A 12,504-nucleotide genomic window follows, 5' to 3' on the forward strand; every position below is an offset into this window, starting at 1 on the left:
AAGTTTATTGTATTGATTTGAAACATTCTATATACATCATTATAATTTTATCCATTGAATGGGCACTCGCAGCCTGAAAATTCGCAATAGCTAATTCTTTTCTATAGGCATCGTTTGAAATAATTTTTTCGATGGCTACAGCTAAAGATTCTGCACTTTCGGGATTAAAAAATTCTCCTTTATACCCTTCATCTTTAATTAGCAAGGCCAAATCGCCCAAGTCAGGCATGATAACTGCTTTGCCATAGCTGCCCGCTTGGTGCAACACTCCAGAACTACCAGTAGTAGATGTATAAGGGAAAACCACAATTGTACTATCAGTAAAGATTCTTTCTACATCATTTTCATCAACATATCCGGTAAAAATAATTCCTTCAACATTTTTATATTTTTCTTGTAACGCCTCTAAATATCCAGCTGTGTTTGGACTATTTGTTCCAGCAATCACTACCTCTAATTTTTCTGGATTTGTTTTTCGAACAATTTCAACTGCTTCAATTAAAATTTCAACTTTTTTATAAGTTCCAAATTTTCCAAATGCCATAATTTGTTTGGGTCCGGATTTAATTTCAAAATTTGGATTTTTGACCGATTCGAATGTTCCATGTGGTATTAGTATTACATTTTGGCTATGGTATTTAACATTTAAAACATCCACATATTTATGAATAGTTACAGCAACTCTATTGGCTTTCAAAATGCATCTGGTAATGTTAGTTCCAATAAAATTATAAATCTTCTGCATGGATTTATTTTCTGTGAATCCCGCTTTTTTCAGATCAACCTGTTCTAATATATTGTGCAATAAAACCACTGTTTTATATCCAAAAAATCTCAAAATCATAGGTAACAATAATCCCAAGGCAGAAGGTATTTTTTTATCTCCAAATTTTACAAACTGAAGATTAAATAAAATTACATCTGGTTGTTCTTGTCGAACTGCATTAAGAATAGAAAAAATAGTGGTGTAACTGTTAAATCTCCAACATTCTTTAACTTTAACTTTTTCTTTTTGGTCAAAGTCTAATTGTTTCGCTTCAAGTGTTTTATCCGATAATAAAATTAATTCGGCTATTTCTGAGTTGTGAACAAAGTTTTTTACCAAATGATAACCATATTCATTTAGTGTAACTTTACTTGGTGGAAATGCAGTGACTAGAGCTACTTTCATGTTTTAAAAATGTTACTTTTTATTGTTATTAAAAAAGAAAAAAAACAGTTGAAATAATAATAATGCTGTCATCGCGATGATTTGCATAACAACGATCTGTTCGATTGAATTATGATAGAGGACGATCAGAATTATTTGTGTAAGCCCCAGAAAGGCTGATATTATAACAGGTACATACTTATTTATAGAAAGAAAATAGTAAGTAAAAATATTTGCAATGGCAAAAATTGAAGTAGCCAATGCATATTTCCAAAGCAAGAAAGCAATGGGTAGGTATTTCTTGCCAAACATCAATTGCACTACAATTTCGGGAAATAAGAGTGTACCTAAAACAATTATAGTAGACAAGCAAACAATATATAAAACATATTTTAACAGAATTGGAAGTGTATCTTCTCCTTTTTTTTTTAAATGTATTACTTTAGGTAAAAGGAGCATTACAAACATCCAGGCAACAAAATATACAACCCGGCCTATTAATGCTAAAGAAGCATATAAGCCCGCTTTTTCATTATCAAAATAATGTTTAACCAACATAATATCACTATTGTTAATGATAATTTGCGTTAATTCATAGAAGGCTGTTAGAGCAAAAAATGTAATAATGGATTTTTTATCTAAATTATTACTTAGAGTTTTGTTGTTTTTGCAGTAAATTATTTTTTGAAAAGGAATCAAACCAAAGGCAAAAGAAATTAAAATTCCTAGTGAGATAATAATAGAAGATTGGATTTGAGGTAAAAAGTAGAGCAACAAAAGTGTCACAATCAAACGACATAACATCTCAAAGTAGTAAGTTTTTGACAAATTTCTCAGATCATTTTTTCCCTGGTATAAACCTCTATTAATACTCATTATAAAATAGATTGGAAGTCCCAAACCAAACAAAATGAACATTAATGAGGTTTTGGTTTTAAAAATTTCCTGTAATTGAGTACTGAATACGGCTACTATACATCCTAGTATTACACCGAATAACATTGCATACTTAAAAATAAATTTTAAAAAGAAATGCGATTGAGTTACTGAGAGTAAAACGGTATATTTAGTAGCAGTAACCTGAAATGTAATTCCAATAAAAGATAATACTAAGAGCAAAGTTATTAAGATTGCAGCATCAGCAAATCCAGAAGGTCCAAGTATTCTTCCTAATAGCAGATTGTACAAATAATTGCCTGCATTTACAAATAAAATTGTAAGCATGAAAAAATTCTCCGCAGTGATCTTTCTATATGTAGTTTTAATATTCAATTCAAGTGTATTGTAATAAATAATAAAAATAATATTTTAAAGGGCTGATTCTTACAAACAAATATAATAAAAATAAGAAAATTTTAACAAGAGTAACAAAGAAATTTATTAGGATAAATTCCCTCTTTTTAACAATTAACTAAATCAACATATTTATTATGAATTGTAATTTTGAAATTTAACTGTAATTTAAATCAATGCCAAGACATAGATTTAAACAAACAAGGTTATGTAATGCTGTCTTTTTCTAAACCTAAAGCCAATTTGAAAACCTATTAAAAAAAAACTTCAACTTTATTTGATATAATTTATTGAATTATATTTTTATAAAATAATATCACAGTAAATGTTCTCATTCTGTTAATAATTACCTTTAGATCATTATTCTGATATAATATTGGTGCTTTTGTATGTTTTTTTTTGATATTTTAGATGTTTGTAAGTATTTCTTTTGATGAAAGGATATCTGTACAGTTATATTGTTTTCTTCTATAGAGCGATATCGATGTATTTACAAAACAATAATCTAAAATAAAAGCGATTGAGAGAGACTTCTAATAAATATTTGATAGTAGCCTTACTTTTTGGATTAACTTTCCATGGCAGCGCTATTTTTTTTACTTTGGAAAGTACTTACGACGCTTTAATTCATATTTTTTTCGGAAATCATTATGCCCACAGTTGGTTTGAACCTTGGAATTATAGTTGGTATACGGGTTTTAATGTGATGAGTTACCCTCCATTAGTACATCAGGTCATTGGATTACTTTCTTTAATTGGAGGTTTGAAATTTGGTATGTTTACTGTGGCTATTGTTGGAATTATTTTATTCATTACAGGAGCTTTTAGATTTTCACTTTTAATAAGTGGAAATCGAGCTGTTGCAGGTTATTCAGCTATTCTGGCAGTTGTTTCTTCTTCTTTTATTGAAACATTGCATATTTTTGGACAGTTACCCAGTATTATTGGAATTTCCGTTTTGATGCATGCACTTCCAGAGATTTATCTTTTTATTAAAACAGGAAAAAAAAAATATTACTTCACATCTCTGTCTTTGATGGCTGTAACTGTTTGTTCGCATCATGTTACACCTTTATTCGGGATGGTGTTTTTCGTTTTGCCTTTAATCGGAATGATAGTAATGGATACCGCTCGTGGAAATGTCAATTCCTTTAAGCAAATCACTTTCAAAATATTCTGCAAAACATTTCTGTCACTATTAAAACGTATTATTCTTTTCTGTGGTAGTGCCGTTTTTCTGTTGGTATTTTGTATACTGCCTTATTGGATTAATTCTAAAGCCAATCCCATTACTCAGGTTCCTATTCCGCATGGGAGTCGTGATAATTTTATAGAAGTAACCTCATCCGGGTTGATGTTCTTCTTAATACCTTGGGGAATATTACTTTTTATATTGCCTTATATATTTTATAGATATTACAGTAAAAGGTATATTTTTTTCGGGTTATCCTTAACCTTGCTAACTGTTTTAGGAACTGGTGGCACAACTCCAATTCCGTTAGCAATTTTAGGAAAAAATGCTTTTAATATCCTAACCTTAGATCGCTTTACACTTTGGGCTTCTATAATGAGTTTGCCTTTTTTTGGTGAGTTTGTTTACCGATTAGTTGAAGGTGACTTAAGAACGGCTTTGCAAGTAAAATTTGGCAGTGTTTATCGCAGAATTATAGGTGGATTATTTGCCGGTTGCTTTTTGTTTTTTGCTGTTTTTACTATGACTTTAGGGTATTTTAGACCCTTTCAGCCACAAAAAATTAACTTTTTGCCAATTGTCAATTTCTTAAATCAGGATCAGCACGATCACTGGAGGTTTTTGCCATTAGGTTTTGGTGATCAGATGGCCTACTTGTCGACACAAACAAAGGCAATGACGGTTGATGGAAATTACCATTCGGCAAGAAGATTACCAGAATTGACTTCTCGTGCAGTAGAACGGTTGGAAAACTCCAAATTCAGGGGACTTGAAGGTATTGGTTCATTGCAGCAATTTCTAACTGTTCCTGAAAAATACAATTTGAAATATGTTTTTTCTAACGATAAATTCTACGATCCAATACTCTATTTCTGCGGTTGGCATCGATTATCACAATTAGAAAATGGTATTATGGTATGGGAAAAACTAAATGTGCATCCATTGTCTAAAATTCTTCCAAAAGATGATGTACCAATCTATTTGAAATTGATGTGGGGAGTTATTCCAATGTTAACCATTCTTGTGGCTTTTATGCTTAATGTTCAGATGATTTGGCTTCAGGCCTTAAAAATAAAGCCTTTAGAAAAACCTTCTTTCAATAAGTTTGGAATTATTTATGCTAATTTTCCAACACCGATGGTAAAATTTCTACACGTTTGGACAGTAATTTTACTTCTAATTATAAGTTTTGGAGTATATCGAATTTACATTAAGAATGCTACGCAGATTAGTCCAGAAAATGTTGTAAAAGCATATTATGATGCTTTAGATTTTAAGTTTTACGATAAGGCACACTCTTATGTCGTTCCTAATAAAGAATACTCGGTGGCTCAGTTTATGCTGGAAATTTCTGTTTCTGATGGAGTTCTTAATTCTTACGCGAAGTTAGATGCTATCGAAACTAAAATTATCCAGCAAAATAAAGACAAAGCCCGAGTAAGCGCTGTAACCAAATGGGTTACACCATTAGAACTTATTGAAAAAAAGTACATACATGATGTTCAGAAAATAAAAGGGAAATGGTTTATTATTCGGGATAAAAAAGATAGCGATATTCCTCCGGACGAATTTATTTCAGACAATGTTAATTCGTATTACAAGCAAGGGAGACGAGAGATTACTACCCAACAGACCTATCATGAAGATGTGTTGCGCCAACCAGATTTAGAAATTGTATCGGCAAGTTTGGTAAAAATTAATAATCAATATATCGTAATTGGTGAAGTTCAAAATATAGATAATGTTCCTGCAGATGTGGTCTTGAAAGCTACTTTGTATGATAAAGATTATAAATCAATTGCCGTATTTAACGCTAAGTATACTATTAAACATAAGTTAATGCCAAAAGAGGTCACAAGTTTTAAGGTGAATTTTGAAGATATTGCGTGGTTAAAGCCAACTGATGTAAAACCAACTACTTTTAACCCTGATGAATTTACGCCAAAGGAATTGAAAAATATTCCCACAACATTTGATATTCAAAGTGCTGGAAATGTGGCAACCACCGACTTGTATAATTCGGTTGCTATTTCAGATTTACTGATAGATGATAACCAAATCAAAGGAACTTTATTCAATTACGGAATTCAGGAAGTAACCATCCCTGAGCTTTTAATTTCGTATTACAATGACAGAAAAGAATTAGTTTATGTTGATCATCAGTTTATAAAAGAGGGAGTTCGCATTCAGCGTAAGCAATATTTTGCGTATAAATTGCCTAAGGATTTGAAGCCTTGTATCATAAAATCTTCTACAGAAAATTGTTTTGTAAATGGTTTAAAATCAAAAGATCTTGGACGTGTTATAATTCCAGTACGAAATAGCAGACAAGAAAGTGCACAAATGCAAAAAGTTAAAGGACATAGAGGGTATTCGTTTATTAAAATTGAAATCAATAATTACATTGGAAATCCTAGATAATGAAGTATAAAATATCTATATTTAGTTTTTGTTTGTTTACTATATTATTGGTCTCAGTCACTTTAATGCCTAAAAAGCAAACAGGTACTATTGTATTAATTACACAGCAAAAGACCTTTATAGCGGGTGACAAAATAATTTTAGATTTTAAGGGAAATTCGTCAAATAAACCGAAGTTATTTCTAATTCATTCTTTAGGAAAAACACTTTTAGATGGTACGATAAAAAATGATAAATTGACTTTTATCCTTCCTAGAATTTATGCTGAAAAAGCAGGCCATATTGATTGGTTTTTGGCAGTAAACGGAGAAAATAAACTACATGGAAATTTTGAAATTTTGCCCAACAACGGTACCAAAACCAATATCGAAAATTATTTAGGTCCACCAAGTACGTTAGTAGGGGATGATCATTTTGTAATGTACGTTACGATTCCTACTGATGACTTTGATAATCCAAAACCTGAAAATACTCTCGTAATTTTTAGAAGTCAGTTTTTGAATGCAATTACAACTCAAACAGTAAAAACGAAAGACCTTATTGCTTGGAAAATAATTAAGGCCCCTACAAAATCTGGAATCGTTTTGGTTTCTGCTCAATGTAATGCCACAATTACTAAAGAATTTGACGCTGTAATTTTTGCTGGAATTGCTACAAATTTTATGATTTCATTTATTAGAAATCATCAATTTGCAGATGGAAATCAAATTACTACCTTAAAAACCACTATCATTAAAGATAAATTTGGTAATGTTGTAAGCGACGGAACGATGGTGTCATTTATAATTTCTACCACTGGCGGTATGGTTTTAAAATCATTTGGCACAACAATAAACGGAATTGCAACTGCTCAGATTTTGCATCCTGATCACCAGGATGTTTATACCGTAAAAGCTTATGTAGCGGGAATAGCAGAAAGTAATTCTATAGCAATTAACTATATGCCGATCAATCCAAAAATTGAATTTGGATTTTCAAAAGATAATCGTACTATAATAGTCGGTCCATTGCGTAGTTTTATGAATCAGTTAGTTCCAGATGGAATTAAAGTGAGTCTAAAAGTATATCATCATAATCAACTCATAGCGACTTTGCAAGAAGATAGTGAAAAAGGTTATGCCGTTTTTACTATTTCATCTGAATACTATAAAGAAAAAAAATATTCATTTGAAATTTCAACCTTAGGAAGCAGTGAAAAAGTAGAAGAAAAAAAATATGATAGTAATTAACAATAAAAATAATTATCGGTCAATTTTAATAATTTCATTTATTGCAATTAATGTTTTGGTATTATTTGGTATTAGTGAAATTTTAGGTTACTTAAATTCTGGAGCAGATAGAAGCTCTATGCTGCATCTGGAAAAAGAGACCTCAAATACATATTTACCGAAAGTAACTTGGGAAACTTTAAAAAATCAAGGTAGAACAATGGAAGCTCAAACCATTCGGAAAATTGAGGAGCATTATTTGTTTTCTTATGTAATAAAAAATAATGCTCTCAAAAACAATATCAACGATGGAATTGAAGATTATTTTACAGAAAGTACGAGGAGGCAATTAGAGCAGGTTATTTCCTATAATAAGACCAGAAAAATTTCAATCCGCAGTACAACAATAGAACATCATGCATCCTTAGATTTTTATAGCGAAGACGGACAACAAGTCGTTTTTACCGATAAAAATGTAGTTGAATTTCAAAATATCTATCAGGATAATAAGCTTATAGCTTCTGTTCGGGACACTGCAAATTATAAGGTTTTAATGCTGCTGGAAGATGGTTTTTGGCGCATTCGGCATTATGTTCGGATGCAAAAAGAAAAGAGTTTGGTTGCTGTAGAATTAAATAAAAAGATATACACGGTAAAAGGTAATGAAATTTTAAAAAATGGTGTTCCCTATATCATAAAAGGGATTAATTATTATCCTAAAAATTCTGCCTGGGATATGTTTGGAAATAAATTTAACAGAGATACAATAGCTGCTGATTTTGAAATTATTACGAAAGCAAAACTCAATACGATCAGGATTTTTGTTCCTTATGAAGAATTTGGCAAAGCAGAGATTCCACAAGAAAAATTAGACAAGTTAAAAATAGTTTTAGACTTGGCAGAAGAAAAAAAACTAGCTGTAATTGTGACATTATTTGATTTTTATGGAGATTATTCTCCAGAGAGCTGGACTTTAACGCATCGCCATGCAGAGAAAATCGTAACTATTTTTAAGGATTGTAAAAATATTATTGCTTGGGATATTAAAAACGAGCCTGATTTAGATTTTCAATTGCATGGGGAACAAAATGTAAAACCCTGGCTGGAACAAATGATTGTAACAGTCAAAAAATTCGATCCTAATCATTTGGTTACTGTTGGATATTCTAATATTGAATCGGGAGAGATACTAAAAGATAAGGTAGATTTTGTATCGTATCATTATTATGAAGATAGCTCGCTTTTTGAAGACAAGCTTGCTGTTTTAGAAAAAGCAACCAAGAAGCCTTTGGTAGTACAAGAATTTGGGCTTTCATCTAATCGTGGACTTTGGAGTTGGTTTGGTAATTCAAAAAATGTTCAGGCCAATTATCATAAAAAGATGCAATCTATATTCAAAAAGAAAAAACTTGCATTTGTGTCCTGGACTTTATATGATTTTCCAGAAGTTCCGGATAAAGTTGCTGGAAAATGGCCGTGGATCAAAAACAAACAAAAACAGTTTGGATTTATAGATTCAGAAGGAAAAAAGAAACCTTCTTTCCTGTATATAAATAATTGATTTTAGAAAAAGGCAAAAGTCTAACAGAAAAAAGCAATGTACTTATGGAAGTAATTGGAACAGTGCTGACAAAAATCAAAAAAATGATTTTAATCTGCCATCTTGCTACTTTATCTGTTATCCATAATTAATTTATTCTTTTGTTTCTTATTTCTGACGCAAATACACATTGCTTATAAGATTTTTTTTTTTTTTTTTTATTGATATGCAGTTTATTGTGGACGAATAATCAATGTTTATACTTAACTTGCAGTTAATTACAAATTATATGTTATAAAATGAACATTAAAAAGGAAATAGTCTTGTTTTTTTGCTTTCTCCTTGGATTATCAATTCAAGCACAAGATATGCAGGAGGGTTTTACCAATTTAGAGAAAGGGGAATTTGCCCAAGCTGAAATTTTTTTCAGCAAAATCTTAAAGACATATCCAGATAATAAAACGGCAAAGCTATGTTTCGGCAGAGCTGTCGGTTTAAATTCAAGTCCTGAAAAAGCTACAGTGATTTTTTCTGAACTGCTAAAAACGTATCCCGATGATTTTGAAATCCAACTGAATTATGCTGAATGCATGTTATGGAATAAAAAATTTTCTGATGCAAAACCTTATTACCTTGGTCTGATAGCAAAGTATCCCGAAAGTTTTCCGGCTTTGTTAGGATATGCAAATACTTTGTCTAATTTGAAAGAATATAAGGAAGCTTTAGTATATGTAAATAAAGCTTTGGCAGTTTCTGCTAAAAATCCAAATGCCTTGGTTTCTAAGAAATACATACGAATGGGATATGCCAATCAATTTGTACAGCAAGAAGATTATGATAGCGCACTTTATTTATTAGATGAAAATTTTGAGGATTTTCCAAAAGACAAGGAAACATTAATGAATAAAGTTAATATTTATTTAATGACTAAAGATGAAAAAAATGCAACCAAGATATATCAAGAATTAGCAGTAACAAAAAAGGACAGTTTGTTTTCTCTGAATGGATTATCATTGGTTGCACATATCGCTGAAAGAGATAGCGAAGCTTTATCTATAGCTGAACAAGCATTAAAAAAAAGCCAGCATATTGAGGATGCAAAATTACAAAATCAAACAAAAGAGCGATATGTTCAGGCATTAATTTGGAATAAAAAGTACAAAGAAGCAGCCATAAAAATTAAGGAATACCAAACTGGTAATCCCAATGAAAATTGGGTATTTGCCCTTTCTGCAACTTTAGGAATGTATCGTAGTGATTTTAAAGAAAGTATTACAGATTACCAAAATATATTGGCCAACGATGCAAAATCATTCGATGGAAACTTAGGAATATCGAATGCTTACTTTGCAAATGGCGAACCATTAAAAGCTTATAAAGCAGTTGATATAACCTTAAAAATTTTTGAAAACCAAAAAGATGCTGTCGGATTTCTAAAAAAAATAAATGAAAATTTTACACCAAGTGTAGAAGAGAAGTTAAGTTATTCATTTGATAATGGAAAGAACGAAGCCTACGCAACTAATACAGTTTTTAATTTTCCAATATCTACAAAATGGACATTTTTAGGAAAGTACCAATACAGAAAAACCGAAAATACAGTAACTAAAAATTCGGCAACCTCTAATGACTTTGAGTTAGGCGCACAGTGGCAATTTCATCCCAAAATAAATTTTTATGTTTTACTAGGTTTTAGTAATGCACAATCTTTCGTTAGTAGGTATAGTCAATTATTAGCAGATGTGTTTTTCAAAATAAAGCCGTTAAAATTGCAAGATTTAGAAGTGGGTTACAAGCGAGATATACAGAACTTCAATGCTGATCTGGTAAGTAGAGAGATAACAGCTGATAATTTTTATTTCAATTATAATATTGGCACTAACTTCAAATTAGGATGGTTTACACAATATTTTTACAGCACACAAAGTGATAATAACAAGCGAAACTTATTATTTACCTCATTATATTATAATTTTTTATCAAAACCAATTTTGAAAGCTGGATTTAACTATCAATTTATTGCATTTCAAAAACAAGTACCGATAATTTATTTTAGTCCAAGTAAATTTAATGCTTATGAGATCTTTATTGATTTTTTGAAAGATGAAAGGTCGACTGAAAGCAATACTATCTTTTACACACTAAGTGCCGCAACAGGATTTCAATACATTGAAAATGATGCCAAGCAATCGACTTATCGGGTGCAAGCTAAATTTGGTTATAAATTTTCGGATCGTTTTTTGGTTAATTTTTATGGTGTTAAAAGTAATATTGCGTCTGCTACGGCTGCTGGATTTCAATATACAGAAGTAGGTTTGCGTCTTAGATGGATGTTGACATCTAAACCCTTATTCAAAGTCAAAAAAGACAAGGAGTAAAACCTTTTAACTATTAATAAACAAGTAGTACTATTTTTATTTAAAAGCTATAATAAATTCAAACGCTTCATCAAATCTGGTCGATTGGCACGACTTACAGGAATAACATCCTTACCGACTAAGACACTGTTGTCTTCAATGTCAATAATTTTTTTTGTGTTGATGATAAAGGAACGATGTACTTTCAAAAACAAATCTTTAGGTAATTTGTCTTCAATTTTTTTAAGTGTGGAGTGAACCACATAGTTTTTGTTTTCCGTCTTGATATGAATATAATCTCCCTTGGCTTCTACAATATTTACTAAAGCAAATTCAATTTTGATAAAACGACGATCAATATTAATATAAAATTCGTTTATATTATCTTCATTTATTCCTTTATTAATATTTTTTTTTTCAGATGATGGTGTCGTATTCGCTTTTTGAATTGCTTTTTGAAAACGATCTTCTGTAATAGGTTTCACTAAATAATCAATAATACATTCGTATTCAAAAGCTTCGATAGCAAAATTTTTATCAGAAGTTACCAGTATAATTTTGGGAGGATTTTTAATTGTTTGAATAAAATCGAAACCGGTAAAATCAGGCATATGGATATCCAGAAAAATCAAATCGACCTCATTCTGATTAAGATACTTTATGGCATTTATAGCATTTGAGAACTCTTGTAACACGTTTAACTGGGAGGTACTCTCAATCATTTTTCCCATGATGGCCCTTGCCATTTCTTCGTCATCAATAATAATGCAGTTCATAGTTTAAGACGATATTATAATAAACGCCCTTCGGAGGATTAAAAGTTATCACAAACCCAAATTGCAGCGTAGAACTATTTTTTTTTAATTTTCTTATGCATTAGCAAGATAATAACTTTTTTTAAGACCTAACATGGAAATTTTATATTTTAATTTTTTTATTATTCCAAAAGGAATTGTTAATAAAAGATTTTTTTTAGAAAGTTTCCCCAAAATGACAATTAAATGCTCTATTTGATTATAGTTACAGGAAGCTGTACTTTTTTAAATCGAGTAAAATTATTTTTATATTACATCAATATGCAAATTCTGACCGAGGAATCCAATATGCAAATAAAAAAAAATGCTGATGTATTTGACTTCTATAAAAATAGCACAAGAAGTATGGGCCGTAAAAGAGAAGGCTGGGATAATGCGGTTGCTGAAAGTTTTTTCAAATCTTTAAAAACGAATTGTTTTGCGGCAGTAAATTAATTTCTAGAGAACAGATGGGACTTGAAGTTTTTGAATACATCGAAATTTGGTACAATAAAAAAGAAGGCATTCGGCTTTGAACTTTAAAACAAT

Annotated in this window: 9 protein-coding genes; 6 read left to right on the top strand and 3 right to left on the bottom strand. The window is 30.6% G+C overall.

Translation table 11 applies throughout. From position 1 onward, the window contains the following. Nucleotides 1-4 precede the first annotated feature (4 nt). Together OLM58_RS16280 and OLM58_RS16285 are read right to left on the bottom strand one after the other, a co-directional pair. Nucleotides 5-1,171, bottom strand: coding sequence for a glycosyltransferase (locus tag OLM58_RS16280; protein WP_070905725.1), 1,167 nt, complete (start codon nt 1,169-1,171; stop codon nt 5-7). 12 nt (nt 1,172-1,183) lie between these two features. Further along, nucleotides 1,184-2,422, bottom strand: coding sequence for a sugar isomerase (locus OLM58_RS16285; protein ID WP_306783668.1), 1,239 nt, complete (start codon nt 2,420-2,422; stop codon nt 1,184-1,186). Nucleotides 2,423-2,963: 541 nt separating this feature from the next. Between OLM58_RS16285 and OLM58_RS16290 the strand changes: the two genes are divergently transcribed. The 4 genes from OLM58_RS16290 to OLM58_RS16305 all read left to right on the top strand — a co-directional run bounded on the left by OLM58_RS16290 (nt 2,964) and on the right by OLM58_RS16305 (nt 11,182). Next, complete coding sequence (locus OLM58_RS16290; protein WP_070905727.1) at nt 2,964-6,056, top strand: hypothetical protein; 3,093 nt, start codon at nt 2,964-2,966, stop codon at nt 6,054-6,056. Beyond that, nucleotides 6,056-7,285, top strand: a complete 1,230-nt coding sequence (locus tag OLM58_RS16295) for an Ig-like domain-containing protein (RefSeq protein WP_070905728.1) — start codon at nt 6,056-6,058, stop codon at nt 7,283-7,285. Before OLM58_RS16290 ends, OLM58_RS16295 begins: the two co-directional genes overlap by 1 nt. Next, nucleotides 7,272-8,825: a cellulase family glycosylhydrolase gene (locus tag OLM58_RS16300; protein WP_089059971.1), complete on the top strand. Its 1,554-nt coding sequence runs from the start codon at nt 7,272-7,274 to the stop codon at nt 8,823-8,825. Before OLM58_RS16295 ends, OLM58_RS16300 begins: the two co-directional genes overlap by 14 nt. Before the next feature lie 278 nt (nt 8,826-9,103). After that, on the top strand, nt 9,104-11,182 hold the full coding sequence (locus OLM58_RS16305) for a tetratricopeptide repeat protein (protein ID WP_070905729.1): 2,079 nt from the start codon (nt 9,104-9,106) through the stop codon (nt 11,180-11,182). Nucleotides 11,183-11,229: 47 nt separating this feature from the next. Here the strand turns inward: OLM58_RS16305 and OLM58_RS16310 are convergent, their stop codons facing one another. Then, nucleotides 11,230-11,937 carry a LytR/AlgR family response regulator transcription factor gene (locus tag OLM58_RS16310; RefSeq protein ID WP_070905730.1) on the bottom strand — a complete coding sequence of 236 codons (708 nt, stop codon included), beginning with the start codon at nt 11,935-11,937 and terminating at the stop codon, nt 11,230-11,232. Nucleotides 11,938-12,162: 225 nt separating this feature from the next. On the opposite strand from OLM58_RS16310, the gene OLM58_RS16315 reads away from it, so the two are divergent. Together OLM58_RS16315 and OLM58_RS22155 are read left to right on the top strand one after the other, a co-directional pair. Further along, on the top strand, nt 12,163-12,411 hold the full coding sequence (locus OLM58_RS16315) for a hypothetical protein (RefSeq protein WP_070905731.1): 249 nt from the start codon (nt 12,163-12,165) through the stop codon (nt 12,409-12,411). Continuing rightward, complete coding sequence (locus tag OLM58_RS22155; RefSeq protein ID WP_165607898.1) at nt 12,390-12,491, top strand: hypothetical protein; 102 nt, start codon at nt 12,390-12,392, stop codon at nt 12,489-12,491. Before OLM58_RS16315 ends, OLM58_RS22155 begins: the two co-directional genes overlap by 22 nt. Nucleotides 12,492-12,504 lie beyond the last annotated feature (13 nt).

Source organism: Flavobacterium sp. N502540, from assembly GCF_025947365.1.
In the GTDB taxonomy this organism is placed as follows: Bacteria; Bacteroidota; Bacteroidia; order Flavobacteriales; family Flavobacteriaceae; genus Flavobacterium.

Coding starts and splice junctions, on each gene's coding strand:
- OLM58_RS16280 (WP_070905725.1), bottom strand. CDS start 1,171: ATGAAAGTAGCTCTAGTCACTGCATTTCCACCAAGTAAAGTTACACTA.
- OLM58_RS16310 (WP_070905730.1), bottom strand. CDS start 11,937: ATGAACTGCATTATTATTGATGACGAAGAAATGGCAAGGGCCATCATG.
- OLM58_RS16305 (WP_070905729.1), top strand. CDS start 9,104: ATGAACATTAAAAAGGAAATAGTCTTGTTTTTTTGCTTTCTCCTTGGA.
- OLM58_RS16315 (WP_070905731.1), top strand. CDS start 12,163: ATGCTCTATTTGATTATAGTTACAGGAAGCTGTACTTTTTTAAATCGA.
- OLM58_RS16295 (WP_070905728.1), top strand. CDS start 6,056: ATGAAGTATAAAATATCTATATTTAGTTTTTGTTTGTTTACTATATTA.
- OLM58_RS16300 (WP_089059971.1), top strand. CDS start 7,272: ATGATAGTAATTAACAATAAAAATAATTATCGGTCAATTTTAATAATT.